Raw genomic sequence first — 14,834 nt, 5'->3', positions numbered from 1 at the left:
CTGGAGATAAAGCAGGGAATGTGCCAGTTACCTCGCCTGTCGCGGCCCTCTCGCCGGCAACCCGGCGCATACAGGGGCTTCGCTGGCATTTGGCCCTGTGCTGCAGGAGTGAAAGCCGGCTTACCGACCTTCGAGCCAACCCGAACCACGCACATTCACGGTGCATTGCTCCCCATCCTGGAGCACTTCAATACACATCCCGGCGATAACGCCTGGCCTTGCTCAAGGCCTGCATATAGGCATCGGCATCCACACCACCGTGCTCGGCAATGATCTCGCGCAGCACTGCATCCACATCCTTGGCCATGCGCTGAGCATCACCGCACACATAGAAGTAGGCCCCCGCCTCCAGCCACTGCCACACCTGCGCACCCTGCTCACGCATCCGCTGCTGCACATAGATCTTTTCTGCCTGATCGCGGGAGAACGCGGTGTCCAGGCGCAGGTGGCCGCTGGCCTGCCAGGCCTGCAACTGCGCCTGGTAATAAAAATCCGTGGCTGCACATTGCTCGCCGAAGAACAGCCAGTTATGCCCTTTTGCCCCCCGCGCCTCACGCTCTTCGAGAAACGCACGAAACGGCGCGATGCCTGTACCGGGGCCCACCATGATCAGCGGCACGTCATCGTCTTCAGGCAGGTGGAAATGCCGGGATGCCTGGGGAAAGATCGCCACTTTCACAGCCTGCCCCCGGTCAGCGAGGAAGCTCGAACTCACCCCTTTTCGCTGGCCATAACGCACGGTAGAGACGGTCAGATGCACCTGGCCGGGGTGGGCCAATGGGCTGGAACTGATCGAGTACAGGCGCGGTTGCAGGGGTTTGAGCAACTCGAGCCAGGTTGCCAACGGCAGGTCTTGTGGAAACGCGCGCAGCACGTCGGCCAACTGCCGGCCCCATAGCCAATCCTGCAGGGCTGCCGTGCGTTCAGGGTGCAACAGGTGCCGGAGGTCTTCAGCCTGCTGGCTGAAGACCTGCAGTTGCTGAGGGGTGACCCTGGCAATTTCCAGGTGCGACGCCAAGGCCTGGGCCAACGGCATGGGCGGCTGGCCCTTGAGGTCGACCAGGGCCTGGCCGTCCTGCTGCATGAGCGCCAACAACTCCTCCACCAGCGCCGGGCAGTTGCGGGGCCACACGCCCAGCGCATCGCCCACCGCGTAGGTGAAGCCGCTGCCGGGAAGCTCGAACACCAGCTGGCGGGTTTCCTTGCTTGAACCGGGGCCACTGAGCAGGGTGTTTTCCAGCAGCGTCGCCGCCCACGGCCGTTGCTTGCTGTACGGCGCAGCGGCGTCGGCCTGATTGACCGGGCGCGCCACGGCAGCGCTGCCCAGCTGGGGCAACAGCGCGTCGAGCCAAGTGGCAAAGGCCTCATCGAAATCCGGTTCACAGTCGACCCGCGGCAGCAGGCGGCGCCCCCCAAGTTCGGCCAGGCGCTGATCGAGCTTGCGACCAAAGCCGCAGAACTGGGCGTAACTGGAGTCGCCAAGGGCCAGCACCGCATAAGGCAGCTCAGCGCAGTGGGCGCCCTCCTCGCTTTGCAGCGCCCGCCAGAACCCGGTGGCGCTGTCCGGCGCATCACCATCGCCAAAGGTGCTGGCAATCAGCAGCACACTCGCCGCGCCTTGCAACTGGCTTGGGCTGATCGCCTCCATGCAACTGAGCTGCACCTGCAGCCCTGCGCCGCGCAAACGCTCTGCGCAGCGCTCGGCCAGCGCCTCGCCGTTGCCGGTTTGCGAGGCCCACAGCACCTGATGCCGGGCCGTGGCGGGGAGCAGCGCCGCTGCTGCCGGCTGCTGGGCGTACAGGCCGGCCAGCAGCCCATCCACGAACGACCGGCGCGAGGCCGCCAAGGGCGCACTGGCCGGCAAACGGGGAACCCCTTCGGCTCGCGCCTGGTCCAGGCCGAGCAGAAAGCCCTGCAGGTAATGGCGTTCGTCTTCGGCCAGTACGGGGGCTGGGAGGGTGTCCAGACCAAGCAGGCGAGAGAGGATCGCGGTCGGCATACGGGCAGGCTCCGGTGCATGGGTGGTGGTGCCAAGGTCCAGGGCATCGATGCGTTCTCCAGCAACCCGCTCGAGGGCCACGGCGCAGTGCTTGAGGGCAGGCTGCAGCGACAGCGGATCGACCGCATCGCAGGTCACGGCATTGATTGCCAGTTGCTCGCCGATCACATCGTTCCAATGGAATGGCGCGAAGCAATTGCCCGGCATGACCCGGTCGCTGACCCGCGCCGGCAGCACGGCCTGGCCCCGGCGCGAGCGGATCGCCACCTGGTCCCGGCCCTGGATGCCCAGCCGGGCGGCATCCTCGGGATGCAGCTCGACGAAGGGGCCGGGCTCCAGCCTGTTCAGGGCCGGCACCTTGCCGGTCTTGGTCAGGGTGTGCCATTGGTGTTGCACGCGCCCGGTATTGAGCACCAGTGGGTAGTCGGCGTCGGGCAGCTCCGGCGCGGGCAGCCAGGGCCGGGCGAAGAAGCGGGCCCTGCCACTGGCGGTGGGGAACACCGGGGCAGCGCATGCGCCGTCGTCGATGTAACGCACCGGGCTGCGGTCGTCCACGCGGCCGGGCGGGCAAGGCCACTGGTACGGCTTGTCGCGCAGTTGCGGGTAGCCCACCCCACGCAGGTCGTAGCCGGTGAGCGGGTTGTAGAAACGACGGATTTCGTCGTACACCGCTTCAGCGTCGGCGTAGTCGAAGGCTTCGGCGTACCCCATGGCACAGGCGACCCGGGCGATGATCTGCCAGTCCGGCAAGCTCTGGCCCGGTGCCGGCACGGCGCGAGGCATCAGTGTGAGGTTGCGTTCGCTATTGATCATCACACCCTCGCCTTCAGCCCAGAGTGCCGCGGGCAGAAGAATGTCGGCGTATGGGTTGGTTTCGGTGTCGAGAAAGGCATCCTGGGTGATCACAAGCTGCGCCTGGCGCAGGCCATCGATCACCTGCTGGCGGTTGGCGACGCTGGCCACCGGGTTGCTGCAGATGATCCAGCAGGCTTTCACTTCGCCGGTTTTCATCTGCTCGAACAGGGCTACCGTGCCCTCGCCGCTTTCTGCCCGCAGGCTGCCGGGTGCCAGGCCCCATTGCGCTTCGACAAACCTACGGTCGGTGTCGACCAGCGCCGAGCGTTGGCCCGGCAGCCCCGGCCCCATATACCCCATCTCGCGGCCACCCATGGCATTGGGCTGGCCGGTCAGCGAGAACGGCCCGCTGCCGGGGCGGCAGATGGCGCCGGTGGCCAGGTGCAGGTTGCAGATTGCGTTGGTATGCCAGGTGCCGTGCACGCTCTGGTTCAGGCCCATGGTCCAGCAGCTCATCCACTCCCCTGCACTGCCGATCCATGCGGCAGCCTGGCGGATATCATCTTCTGCAAGGCCGGTGATGGCGGCGACGCGCTCAGGCGTGTAGTCCTCGAGGAAGGCCGGCAGCGCCTCCCAGCCCTCGGTGTGGCGAGCGATGAAGTCGGGGTTGGTCTGGCCATTGCGGTGCAGCAGATGCAACAGGCCGTTGAGCAGTGCCAGGTCGCTACCGGGGCGCACTTGCAGGAACAGGTCGGCCTTGTCGGCGGTGGCGGTGCGGCGTGGGTCGACCACGATCAGCTTCGCCCCCGCCTTGATCCGGTCGAGCAGGCGCAGGAAGAGGATCGGGTGGCAGTCGGCCATGTTGGCACCCAGCACCAGGAACACCTCGGCACGCTCGAAGTCCTGGTAGCTCCCGGGCGGGCCATCGGCTCCCAGCGAGAGTTTGTAGCCGCTGCCGGCGCTGGCCATGCACAGGCGTGAATTGGACTCGATATGACGGGTGCGGATAAAGCCCTTGGCCAGTTTGTTGGCCAGGTACTGGGCTTCCAGTGACATCTGCCCGGAAACGTAAAGCGCTACGGCGTCCGGGCCGTGCTGGTCGATGATGCCGCGCAGGCGCTCGGCAGCCTGGGCGATGGCCTGGTCCATGCTGCTGCGCGCCGGTTCATGGTCGCGTTGCTGGCGCACAAAGGCACTGTCCATGCGCCCGGCGGCGGTCAGGGGCAGGTGCGCGGTAAGACCTTTGGTGCACAGACGGCCGAAGTTGCTCGGGTGCTGCTTGTCACCGCTGATCTTGCTGACCTTGCCATCGGCCACGCTCATGACGATGCCGCAGCCTACGCCGCAATAGGGGCAGACGCTGCGTACTTCGGTGCTGGCCATGGGGCGGGTCTCCTGGTGCAAACGCAAAAGGCGCCGGCTGCCCCGGCTTGCTTGGCAAGCGAGGGCAACACGGCGCCTTTGTCGTGAAGGGTTGAAGGCAGTCGACGTTGACGGCCTTGATGGGGGTCTTTCAGCAATTGTCGGGCCAGCCCTACCGCGCCGTCGCCGGCAAGCCGGCCGCTGCAGGATCACCGGTATTTCAACGCGGGGGGAGCAGGCAAGGCCAGCAGGGCAACGCACCATGCGGTGGCACCCCAACGCCCCATGGCGCTATGCTGGGGCAAATCCCAGCATGAGTTACTGCGCCCCCCACATGTCACAAGTGATCCTCAAGACCCCTGCTCAACTCGACCTGATGCGCAACGCCGGCCGTTTACTGGCCCAGGTATTCGCCGACCTCGACACGTTCATTCGCCCCGGCGTGACCACGATGCAGATCAACGACCGCGCGGAGGCCTTCATCGTCAACACCCTCAAGGCACGCCCGGCGAGCAAGGGCCAGTACGGCTTCCCCTACTCGCTCAATACCTCGGTGGACCATGTGGTCTGCCACGGCATGCCCAAGGCCGATGAGGTATTGCGTGAAGGGTCGATCATCAACGTGGATATCACGCTGGAACAAGGCGGCTACATCGCCGACTCGTCGAAGATGTATTGCCTGGGCCCGATCAGCGATGAGGCACGGCGCCTGGTCGACACCACCTATGAGGCCCTGTGGAAGGGGATCGAGCAGGTGCGCCCGGGGGCGACGCTTGGCGACATCGGCCACGCCATCCAGGCCCATGCCGAAGCGGCGGGCTACAGCGTGGTGCGCGAGTACTGCGGCCATGGCATTGGCCAGCAGATGCACGAGGCGCCAGAGGTGCTGCATTACGGCCAGCGCGGCATGGGCATGAAGCTCAAGCCGGGCATGGTGTTTACCATCGAGCCGATGATCAACCAGGGCGGGCGTGGCACACGGACCTTGAAGGATGGGTGGACGGTGATTACCCGCGACCATACGCTGTCGGCGCAGTGGGAGCATACCGTGGCGGTGACCGAGGATGGGGTCGAGGTGCTGACGCTACGCAAGGAAGAACGCGTGGGTTGAAAGCACGGGATACAGACACAAAAAAAGCGACCCTAAGGTCGCTTTTTTTGTGACTTCCGGGTGTTCAGTGGGCCCTGGAAGTGGAATATGGCGCAGCGGACGGGACTCGAACCCGCGACCCCCGGCGTGACAGGCCGGTATTCTAACCGACTGAACTACCGCTGCGCTATTCAACGAGTGGTGGGTGATGACGGGATCGAACCGCCGACCCTCTGCTTGTAAGGCAGATGCTCTCCCGGCTGAGCTAATCACCCTTCGTCTCGGTGAGGCGCGCATTCTACGGAGCAAGCGCAAGCCTGGCAAGCCGTAGGGCTGTTTTTTTTGAAAAAAATCGAAACCCCAAACAGCAGGCACAAAAAAAGCGACCCTAAGGTCGCTTTCTTCGTTACTTCCGGGTGTTCAGTGGGCCCTGGAAGTGGAATATGGCGCAGCGGACGGGACTCGAACCCGCGACCCCCGGCGTGACAGGCCGGTATTCTAACCGACTGAACTACCGCTGCGCTATACATCGAGTGGTGGGTGATGACGGGATCGAACCGCCGACCCTCTGCTTGTAAGGCAGATGCTCTCCCGGCTGAGCTAATCACCCTTCGTCTCGGTGTGGCGCGCATTCTACGGATGGGCCGCCACCCTGGCAAGCACATTTTTCAACTTTTCTAAAAAAAATGTTCAGGCCTTTCAAAGACCTAGCGCGGTCCAGGGTTTCTTTCTTCCTATATAGCTGCTGGCCCAATGACAGGGCTGGCCTGGAACGGCTGCACGGAGAATAATGCCCCCCTTATGCATTAAGGAGAGACTCACCCTCATGTGGTTCAAGAACCTGCTGACCTACCGCCTGACCCAGGATGTCCCATTCGAGGCTGAAGCACTGGAGGCCGCCCTGGCCAGCAAGCCGGCCCGCCCCTGCGCTAGCCAGGAGCTGACCACTTACGGTTTCGTCGCTCCGTTCGGCAAGGGCGAAGACGCCCCACTGGTGCACGTCAGCGGCGAGTTCCTGCTGATTGCCGCGCGCAAGGAAGAACGCATTCTGCCAAGCAGCGTGGTAAACGATGCTGTGAAGGAGAAGGTCGAAGAGATCGAGACCGAGCAGATGCGCAAGGTCTATAAAAAGGAGCGCGACCAGATCAAGGACGAGATCATCCAGGCGTTCCTGCCGCGGGCGTTCATCCGCCGCTCGATGATCTTCGCCGCCATCGCCCCGCGCCTGGGCATGATCCTGGTCAACTCGGCGAGCGCCAAGCGCGCCGAAGACCTGCTGTCGACGCTGCGTGAGGTGATGGGTTCGTTGCCGGTGCGCCCGGCGACGGTAAAAATCGCACCGACCGCGACCATGACCGACTGGGTCAAGTCGCAGCAGGCTGCCGAAGGTTTCTATGTGCTGGATGAATGCGAGCTGCGCGACACGGCCGAAGATGGCGGCATCGTGCGTTGCAAACGCCAGGACCTGACTGGCGAGGAAATCCAGCTGCACCTGAGCACTGGCAAGGTGGTCACGCAACTGGCTCTGGCCTGGCAGGACAAGCTGTCGTTCGTGCTGGACGACAAGATGGTGATCAAGCGCCTGAAGTTCGAGGAGCTGCTGCAGGAGCAGGCCGAGCAGGATGGCGGCGATGAAGCGGCCCAGCAGTTCGATGCCAGCTTCCTGCTGATGATGATGACCTTCAGCGAATTCCTCCCGGTGCTGTTCGAAGCCCTCGGCGGCGAAGAGATCCCCCAAGGGGTCTGACAGCAGCTGCAAGCTGTGAGCTGCAAGCTACAAGAAAGATCAAAAGCGGGAGCGCGGTGCTCAATACACCGCCGTACTGCTTGTAGCTTGTAGCTTGTAGCTTGCAGCTTCAAGCTTGCAGCTGCATGATGGCCACTGTGAGGACGACCTCACGACGCACTGCGTGACCATTACGGGGACGGCCCCATCAGTCAAACGATGGAGACTTACTCATGTCCTGGATCATCCTGTTCTTCGCCGGCCTGTTCGAAGTCGGCTGGGCTGTCGGCCTCAAATACACCGACGGCTTCACCCGCCCGCTTCCCACCGTGCTTACCGTCGGCGCAATGGTCATCAGCCTCGGCCTGCTGGGCCTGGCCATGAAAGAGCCACCGCTGGGCACCGCCTATGCCATCTGGACCGGCGTGGGTGCCGTCGGCACCGTGATCGCCGGCATCATTCTGTTCGGTGAGTCCATGGCCCTGGTGCGGCTGGTCAGTGTGGCGCTGATCGTTACCGGCCTGATCGGCCTGAAAGTCAGCGCCAGCTGACCGCCTACGCCTAACGCAGGTCGCCGCGCAAGCGGCTGACCTGCTCACGCAGCAACTCAGGCTGCGCCACCTCCACCGGGATGGAAGCGCCAGCGACGATGGTCACCCGCGACCACAAGCGCTTGAAGAACCCCTTGCCCGGGTCGCGGCTGAAGAAGCTGCCCCACAGCCCCTGCAGCGCCAACGGAATCACCGGCACCGGGGTTTCTTGCAGAATGCGGCTGACACCGCCGCGGAACACATCGATCTCGCCATCGCCGGTCAGCTTGCCTTCCGGGAAAATGCACACCACCTCCCCCGCCGACAGGTACTCGGCGATACGGGCGAATGCGCGCTCGTAAATGGCCGGGTCCTCATTGCGCCCGGCAATCGGGATGGCACCGGCGGTGCGGAACACGAAATTGAGCACCGGCAGGTTGTAGATCTTGTAGTACATCACGAACCGGATCGGGCGGCGGATGGCACCGCCGAGCAGCAGCGCGTCAACGAATGACACATGGTTGCACACCAGCAGCGCTGCGCCTTCGTCGGGAATGCGCTCGAGGCCGCGGTGCTCCACCCGGTACATCGAGTGGCTCAACAGCCAGATCAAGAAGCGCATGGTGAACTCGGGCACGATCTTGAAGATATAAGCGTTGACCAGGATGTTGAGCAGCGACACCACCAGGAACAGCTGCGGAATGCTCAGGTCTGCAAGGCCCAGCAGGACGATGGTGAGGATGGCCGACACCACCATGAACAAAGCATTGAGAATATTGTTGGCGGCGATCACGCGCGCGCGCTGGTCCTCGGCGGTACGCGCCTGGATCAGCGCGTACAGCGGCACTATATAGAAGCCACCGAATACCCCAAGCCCGACGATCGACAGCAGGATCCACCAGGCCTGGCTCAGGCCCAGCAGTGCCAGCCAATCGTGGGGGGCTGCGCCGGCCGGCACATCACCGGAATGCCACCACCAAAGCAGCCCGAACAGCGTCAGGCCGAAAGAGCCGAAGGGCACCAGGCCGATCTCGACCTTGCGCCCACTGAGCCGCTCACACAATAACGAGCCCAGGGCGATACCCACCGAGAACAGTGTCAGTACCAGGGTCACCACCGTGCCGTCCCCGTGCAGCCAGTCCTTGGCATAGGCCGGGATCTGGGTCAGGTAGATGGCGCCGACGAACCAGAACCACGAGTTGCCGACGATGGAGCGCGACACCGCCGGCGGTTGCCCCAGCCCCATGCGCAGGATCACCCACGACTGCTTGAAGATGTTCCAGTCCAGCGCCATTTGCGGTGATATGGCCGCCGCGCGCGGGATCCAGCGGCTGGCCAGGTAGCCCAGCACTGCGGTACCCACTACCCCGCCCGCCACCACGGTGGCGTAGCTGTCGCTGGCCATCATCACACCGGCGCCGATGGTGCCGGCGAGAATGGCGAGAAAGGTGCCCATTTCCACCAGGCCGTTGCCGCCCACCAACTCTTCTTCACGCAGGGCCTGGGGCAGGATCGAGTACTTCACCGGGCCGAACAGCGCCGAATGGGTACCCATGCCGAACAGCGCCACCAGCATCAGCAGCAGGCTGTCGCTGACGAAGCCGAGCGCCCCGATGGCCATGATGGCAATTTCGGCCAGCTTGATCGCACGGATCAACGCGTCCTTGGCGAACTTCTCGCCAAACTGCCCGCCCAGCGCCGAAAACAGGAAGAACGGCAGGATGAACAGCAACGCGCACAGGTTGACCCAGATCGAGCGGTCCCCGTCGCCAAGGCTGAGCTTGAACAGGATGGCCAGGATCAGCGATTGCTTGAACAGGTTGTCGTTGAAGGCACCCAGCGACTGGGTGATGAAAAACGGCAGGAAGCGCCGCTTGCCGAGCAAGGTGAATTGCGAGGAATGACTCATCGTCCTTGTTCCCTGAGGGGCTTTAGTCATTTGAGGCACGCAGGCCGCAATAAGCCACAAATCTGCACGGTAAAGCCTGTTGCTGGCAAGCCAGTTACGTCGTGTAGACCGCCCGCCACCCCAAATGATGGCATTTTGACGCCAATCTTCTTGCTATCGGTGTTCAGATTTTGTTACATCTGCCGACTAAACATATAGATGACTGTATCTAACAGAAGGAATGGACCTCCGGTCTCCTCCAACGCACAAGAAAAGGAGCTCAGCAGCATGCTTACCTGGATAGGCGATCTCAGGATCGCCCACAAACTCTTCCTCGGTTTCGGCCTGGTGCTGGGCCTGACCTTGCTCCAGTCGCTGATCAGCTGGGAAGGCATGGGCAGCCTGGTGCGCCGCAGCGAGGTGGTCGGTGCGGTGGCGCGCCTCAACGATGCCTTGGGCGACCTGCGTGAGGCGCGCTTGAGCCATGCCATGGCCAATGGCGCAGAAGACCAGGCCAAGGCGTTGCAGGATGCGCTTGACGCGTTCAAGACGCCGCTGGCGAAACTGCGTGGGACATTGGTCAAGCCCCAGAACCTGGCGCTGCTCGACAAGGCCGAGCAGACCCTTGCAGGGTATGCTGCCAACCAGGCACAGAGCTTCCAGTCGTACCAGAAAATGCGGGCGGCACAGAAGGAAATGGGCGCCCTCGCCACCCGATCGTTCGCCAGCATCGAAACGATCCGCACCCAGGTACGCGCGCTGCCCGACGCCGAGCAACGCGTTGTCCGCGGCGAAGCGATCAATCAGATCCGCGAGAACCTGATCCTGCTCCGCTACCACGTACGCGGCTACACCGGTAACACCAACGCCGACACCGAAAAACTGATGAACGCACAGATCGCCACCACGGTGAACGACCTGCCTGGCCTGGTGGCGCGTTTCAATGGCGATTTCGACGCACAGTTCAGCACCCTGAACCAACAGGTTCGTGCCTATGCCGACGCGGTCGAAGCGTACCGGGGTGAAGTGAGCACGCTGATCGAGCGCCGCAACGCCATGGCCAGTGACATCGACACGCTCACAGGCCTGATCGGTGATTTGCTCGACGCCCAGGCAGTGTCGGTGGTCAACGACAGCCAGTTCGCCAAGAACCTGCAGATCTTCACCACGCTGCTGGCGCTGCTCATGGGCATCTTCGCCGCGCTCATCATCGCCCGCCAGATCAGTGCTCCACTGCAGCAGGCCTTGCGCGCCATGCAGCAAGTTGCAGCCGGGGACCTCAGCGAGCAACCGCCCAGCCGCCGCCGCGACGAAGTCGGCCAGTTGCAGAATGCCTTGCAGGGCATGACCGGCAACTTGCGCGACCTGATCGCGCAGGTGCGCGACGGTATTTCGCAGATTGCCAGTGCCACCGAAGAACTGTCGGCGATCACCGAGCAGACCAGTGCTGGCGCCAGCAGCCAGAAAGTTGAAACGGATCAGGTTGCCACGGCCATGCAGGAAATGGCCGCCACCGTACACGAAGTGGCGCGCAACGCCGGTGAGGCCTCGCAGGCTGCCAGTGCCACGGACGAAGAAGCGCGCGAAGGCGACCGCGTGGTCAACCGCGCCGTCGCGCAGATCGGCCGGCTGGCCAACCAGGTAGACGCCACTGGCCAAGCCATGGGCGCACTACGCAACGAGAGCCAGCGTATCGGCAAGGTGATGGACGTCATCAAGGCGGTGGCCGAGCAGACCAACCTGCTGGCGCTCAATGCCGCGATCGAAGCGGCCCGCGCTGGCGAGGCTGGCCGTGGCTTTGCCGTAGTGGCCGATGAAGTGCGCAGCCTGGCGCAGCGCACCCAGGCGTCCACCCTGGAGATCGAGTCGGCCATCGGTAGCCTGGAGGAAGGCACCCGTTCAGTGAGCGAACTGATGGACGAAAGCCAGAGCCTGACCCAGAGCAGCGTGGCGCTGGTGCGGGAAGCCGGGGTGGCGCTGGAAGGCATAACCCAGCGCGTTTCGGGAATCCAATCGATGAACCAGCAGATTGCCGCAGCTTCCGAGCAGCAGAGCGCGGTGGCCGAAGAGATCAGCCGTAGCGTGGTGACGGTGAGGGATATTTCCGAACAGACGGCGCAAGCCAGCCATCAGACGTCCGCCTCCAGTGTCGAACTGGCGCGGCTGGGTGGGCAGTTGCAGCAGATGATCAGCCGGTTCCGGTTCTAGTCACTGCAACCGCAGGCACAAAAAAACCGCAGCCAGGCTGCGGTTTTTTTTCATGCATTGGAACGTCAGAGCACGAAGGTCAGCAGCACATTGAACGCCAGCGCCGCCACGAAACCGATCGGCGCCGCCTTGAATAGCAACTGCGGGAATAGCGACATGCGGCTCTTCTCGTTGCTGCAGGAACCCAGAATCAGGCTGCCGCCGGAGGAGAACGGCGAGATGGAGGTGGCTTGAGCACCCGCGACAATGGCAATGAACAGGATCATGGGCTCGATACCCATGTTCTGCGCAATTGGCAGCACCATGGGGAACAAGGCTGGCGTCACGACGCCCAGGGTGCTGGAGAAAATGGACATGAATGCCGCCACCGCACCGAATACGACCGGCACCATGATTGGCGGGATGCTGGTGCCGATCCAGGAGGCGAGGATGTCGATGGTGCCGGCCTTGATCGCCACGGAAATCAGCATGCCCACACCGCAGATCATGATCAGCGTGCCCCAAGGCACGGTCGCCATGGCCTTGCGCTCGTCACCGAGTTTCAGCAACAGGGCAATCACCGAGAACAGGCTGGCGATCAGGCCGATATCCACCTTGGCGTTGATGAACGCCACCGTGGCATTGCCCGGCAGGGCGATGCTGGCCACAGGCGCAGCCAGCACCATCAGCATCATCGCCAGAGTCAGCCACAACGTGGTTCGCTGCTGGTTGTTGAGCGGCGCTGGCGCCTCGACAGCAACGACAGAGGCCTTCAACGCACGCCCATGGCTGGTAAGGAAGACGAATACTCCGATCACCAGCAGTGGGATGACCAAGGTGCTGACGAAGATACCGGCAGCATTGATGAAGGCCTGGTTGTCACTCACGCCGGCATTGGTCATCAGCCCACGGAAGATGATGCCGCTCTGGCTGGACATGAAGTTGGCCCCGCTGAGCGCGCCATAGTTCACGGCCATGCCGCCGACGATCAGGCTCATGCGGGTACGCTCGCACAGCAGCAGGGTGATAGGCGCCATGAACGCCAGTACGGTGTAATACCCGGCCCCCATCGCGGCGATCACGGTGGCGGCGAAGAACACCGCGAACGGCAGCAACTGCGGCACGGCACGGCAGCGGTAGATAAGGTGCTCGGCCAGCTTCTCCAGGGTGCCATTGACGGTGGCGAAGCTATAGAACAGGCAGACCGAGAAGATCACGAAGAAGATCTTCAGAGGCCACAGGCCGATGACCTCCGAGGGGCTCAGGCCCATGCCGAAACAACCGATCAGATAGGCAAAGGCGATGGCGAAAAGGCCGATGTTGATCTTGGTCTTGTAGCCGAGGGCCACGGCGGCGACGATGGCCGCGACGACTAGCATGCTCATCATGTTGAAAGTGTCCTGTTGTTATTGTGTAAGTATCAGCGCGAACGGTCGAAGCCGAACAGCTTCACCGGGTTGAGCCTCAGCACCTGGGCACGCTCGCCCGCATCGGGGAGCAGCGCTTCGAAGAAGGCATACTGGTCGGCGTAGCGGGTCTGGCGCTCGAACTGGGTGTTGGGCCAGTCGCTTCCCCACAGCAACCGATCCAGGCCACCCGCTGCCTGCCGTATCTGGGCCAGCAGCACCTGCGCTTTGGCCGGGTCGGTCTGGCTGCGATAACCGGCGGACAGCTTCAGCCACACCTTCGGTTCGCTGAGCAGGTGAAGGAAGGTGCGGTGGCTGTCCTTTTGCGGGTCGATCCCCTCGGCAGGCAGGCCAAAATGATCGACCACCACGTTTACGCCGCAGGCGAGGATCGCTGGCACGATCAAGGCCAAGTCATCGAAACAGCGCTGGATTTCCACTTGCCAGCCGCGCGCAGCCAAGCGTTTGAACAAGGCGGTCCACTCGGGCCCGGCATAATCTGCCAGGTGCTTGCCAACCAGGTTCAGGCGGATACCCACCACGCCGGCGTCACCCAGCGCATCGAGCTGCTGATCGCTGACCGTGGCATCGACGACCGCCACAGCACGCAAGCGCTCAGGAAAGCGGCGCAGAGCCTGGACCATGAAGCTGTTGTCGGTGCCCAGGAAACTGGGCTGGATGAGCACGCCATGGGACAGGCCATGCTGATCCAGATGATCGAGGTATTGCTCGATCAGCGCATCGTAGTCTGGGCTGTAGCGACGGTTGGGCACCATCGGCAGGTCTTGGCGAAAGATATGGGCATGGGTATCGACGCCGGTGATGGCGGGCAGATAGGGGTTGGTCATGAAGCGAACCCTGGTCGATTGTTATTGGCAGCTGGAGCGCTGCGTTGTTATACAAACATGCAGTCATATATATGAATATATGACCATATCTTCAGTCGACCGACTCTGTCAATCAAGCCCCGGGTGGTAAAGTAGTGCCAACTCGTCAGCCATGGACCCTTCGCATAATGAGTAACGGGATTCTCGGACAAGACCCGCGCCTACCGCTTTATCAGCAAGTACGGGAAGAAATCCTCGCCAGGATCGCCGCCGGGCAATGGCTACCCGGGGGAACGATCCCTACTGAAACGGAGCTGACCCGCCTCTACGGTGTCGCCATCGGCACAGTGCGCAAGGCGGTCGACACCTTGGTCAATGAAGGCCTGCTGTTGCGCAGCCAGGGCCGCGGCACCTTCGTCCGGCGCCCTGACTTCGAGGGATCACTGGTGCGGTTTTTCCGACAGGTGGATTCGACCGGCCAGCGGCTGGTGCCGATCAGCCGCATACTGGACAAGCAGCTGCGCGAGCCACCGGAGCAAGTCAGCGCAGCCCTTGGCCTGGGCGATGCAGAACAGGTCATCTGGCTAGAGCGCCTGCGCCTGGTGGACGGCCGCCCGCTGTTCCATGAGCAGATCTGGCTACCGGCCAAGCGTTTCATGGCCCTGCTGGATATTGACACAGAGGCCTTCGGCGACCTGCTCTACCCCTTCTACGAGTCCAGCTGTGGCCAGTGCGTCGCCTCTGCCAAGGAAACACTGACCGTGGGTACAGCCGATGCAGCCAGTGCCGGCCACCTGGCAATCAAGGAAGGTGCGCCCGTGGTGGTCATCCAGCGCACGGCACTGGGTTACGATCGCAGCCCGCTGGAGTACCGCGTGTCCCAGGCAGCAGCCGAAGGCTTCCGCTACCAGATCGATATTTCCTGAAGCGATGGCAGGCACTGGCGCAGCTCGATGTGCCAGCGCCTGCGACGACGCGCCACTGCGACCATCGTCGGCGCTGACGAACCCCCGCCTGCGTGCCA

At 63.1% G+C, this 14,834-nt stretch carries 9 protein-coding genes, 4 tRNA genes and 1 pseudogene; 6 read left to right on the top strand and 8 right to left on the bottom strand.

What is annotated here, in order from left to right; all coding sequences use genetic code 11:
- Window positions 1–187 precede the first annotated feature (187 nt).
- Window positions 188–4,177 (bottom strand): bifunctional nitrate reductase/sulfite reductase flavoprotein subunit alpha, encoded by a 3,990-nt coding sequence (locus ABRP30_RS06555; protein ID WP_349976031.1) that lies wholly within the window; start codon window positions 4,175–4,177, stop codon window positions 188–190.
- 292 nt (window positions 4,178–4,469) lie between these two features.
- Here ABRP30_RS06555 and map point away from each other — a divergent pair, with 292 nt between their 5' ends.
- Window positions 4,470–5,267 (top strand): type I methionyl aminopeptidase, encoded by a 798-nt coding sequence (map, locus tag ABRP30_RS06550; RefSeq protein WP_349976030.1) that lies wholly within the window; start codon window positions 4,470–4,472, stop codon window positions 5,265–5,267.
- A gap of 88 nt (window positions 5,268–5,355) precedes the next feature.
- On the opposite strand, the gene ABRP30_RS06545 is transcribed toward map, so the two are convergent.
- The 4 genes from ABRP30_RS06545 to ABRP30_RS06530 form a co-directional block, all read right to left on the bottom strand.
- Window positions 5,356–5,432: transfer RNA gene (locus ABRP30_RS06545), tRNA-Asp, on the bottom strand.
- Window positions 5,433–5,445: 13 nt separating this feature from the next.
- Window positions 5,446–5,521, bottom strand: a tRNA-Val gene (locus tag ABRP30_RS06540).
- Between the two features lie 169 nt (window positions 5,522–5,690).
- Window positions 5,691–5,767: transfer RNA gene (locus tag ABRP30_RS06535), tRNA-Asp, on the bottom strand.
- Window positions 5,768–5,780: 13 nt separating this feature from the next.
- A tRNA-Val gene (locus ABRP30_RS06530) sits at window positions 5,781–5,856 on the bottom strand.
- Between the two features lie 216 nt (window positions 5,857–6,072).
- Here ABRP30_RS06530 and rdgC point away from each other — a divergent pair.
- Window positions 6,073–6,993: a recombination-associated protein RdgC gene (gene rdgC / locus ABRP30_RS06525; RefSeq protein WP_008098477.1), complete on the top strand. Its 921-nt coding sequence runs from the start codon at window positions 6,073–6,075 to the stop codon at window positions 6,991–6,993.
- Between the two features lie 212 nt (window positions 6,994–7,205).
- Window positions 7,206–7,523 carry a quaternary ammonium compound efflux SMR transporter SugE gene (gene sugE, locus ABRP30_RS06520; protein WP_349976562.1) on the top strand — a complete coding sequence of 106 codons (318 nt, stop codon included), beginning with the start codon at window positions 7,206–7,208 and terminating at the stop codon, window positions 7,521–7,523.
- A gap of 10 nt (window positions 7,524–7,533) precedes the next feature.
- Here the strand turns inward: sugE and ABRP30_RS06515 are convergent, their stop codons facing one another.
- On the bottom strand, window positions 7,534–9,411 hold the full coding sequence (locus ABRP30_RS06515) for a 1-acyl-sn-glycerol-3-phosphate acyltransferase (protein ID WP_241802796.1): 1,878 nt from the start codon (window positions 9,409–9,411) through the stop codon (window positions 7,534–7,536).
- A gap of 198 nt (window positions 9,412–9,609) precedes the next feature.
- On the opposite strand from ABRP30_RS06515, the pseudogene ABRP30_RS06510 reads away from it, so the two are divergent.
- Together ABRP30_RS06510 and ABRP30_RS06505 are read left to right on the top strand one after the other, a co-directional pair.
- A pseudogene (locus tag ABRP30_RS06510) lies at window positions 9,610–10,695 on the top strand (methyl-accepting chemotaxis protein); the annotation flags it as partial.
- A gap of 39 nt (window positions 10,696–10,734) precedes the next feature.
- Window positions 10,735–11,598: a methyl-accepting chemotaxis protein gene (locus ABRP30_RS06505; protein ID WP_372490476.1), complete on the top strand. Its 864-nt coding sequence runs from the start codon at window positions 10,735–10,737 to the stop codon at window positions 11,596–11,598.
- Between the two features lie 65 nt (window positions 11,599–11,663).
- On the opposite strand, the gene ABRP30_RS06500 is transcribed toward ABRP30_RS06505, so the two are convergent.
- Window positions 11,664–12,965 (bottom strand): SLC13 family permease, encoded by a 1,302-nt coding sequence (locus tag ABRP30_RS06500; protein ID WP_267821761.1) that lies wholly within the window; start codon window positions 12,963–12,965, stop codon window positions 11,664–11,666.
- A gap of 32 nt (window positions 12,966–12,997) precedes the next feature.
- Window positions 12,998–13,831 (bottom strand): amidohydrolase family protein, encoded by an 834-nt coding sequence (locus ABRP30_RS06495; RefSeq protein ID WP_349976564.1) that lies wholly within the window; start codon window positions 13,829–13,831, stop codon window positions 12,998–13,000.
- 167 nt (window positions 13,832–13,998) lie between these two features.
- Between ABRP30_RS06495 and ABRP30_RS06490 the strand changes: the two genes are divergently transcribed.
- Window positions 13,999–14,736: a GntR family transcriptional regulator gene (locus ABRP30_RS06490; RefSeq protein ID WP_267821758.1), complete on the top strand. Its 738-nt coding sequence runs from the start codon at window positions 13,999–14,001 to the stop codon at window positions 14,734–14,736.
- Window positions 14,737–14,834: the final 98 nt, after the last annotated feature.

It is taken from the genome of Pseudomonas sp. WHRI 8519 (genome assembly GCF_040224055.2).
GTDB classification, from domain to species: Bacteria; Pseudomonadota; Gammaproteobacteria; order Pseudomonadales; family Pseudomonadaceae; genus Aquipseudomonas; species Aquipseudomonas putida_X.
This window is presented reverse-complemented; position numbering and strand designations above follow the sequence as displayed.

Coding starts and splice junctions, on each gene's coding strand:
- ABRP30_RS06505 (WP_372490476.1), top strand. CDS start 10,735: ATGACCGGCAACTTGCGCGACCTGATCGCGCAGGTGCGCGACGGTATT.
- ABRP30_RS06490 (WP_267821758.1), top strand. CDS start 13,999: ATGAGTAACGGGATTCTCGGACAAGACCCGCGCCTACCGCTTTATCAG.
- ABRP30_RS06495 (WP_349976564.1), bottom strand. CDS start 13,831: ATGACCAACCCCTATCTGCCCGCCATCACCGGCGTCGATACCCATGCC.
- map (WP_349976030.1), top strand. CDS start 4,470: ATGAGTTACTGCGCCCCCCACATGTCACAAGTGATCCTCAAGACCCCT.
- ABRP30_RS06555 (WP_349976031.1), bottom strand. CDS start 4,177: ATGGCCAGCACCGAAGTACGCAGCGTCTGCCCCTATTGCGGCGTAGGC.
- ABRP30_RS06500 (WP_267821761.1), bottom strand. CDS start 12,965: ATGATGAGCATGCTAGTCGTCGCGGCCATCGTCGCCGCCGTGGCCCTC.
- rdgC (WP_008098477.1), top strand. CDS start 6,073: ATGTGGTTCAAGAACCTGCTGACCTACCGCCTGACCCAGGATGTCCCA.
- sugE (WP_349976562.1), top strand. CDS start 7,206: ATGTCCTGGATCATCCTGTTCTTCGCCGGCCTGTTCGAAGTCGGCTGG.
- ABRP30_RS06515 (WP_241802796.1), bottom strand. CDS start 9,411: ATGAGTCATTCCTCGCAATTCACCTTGCTCGGCAAGCGGCGCTTCCTG.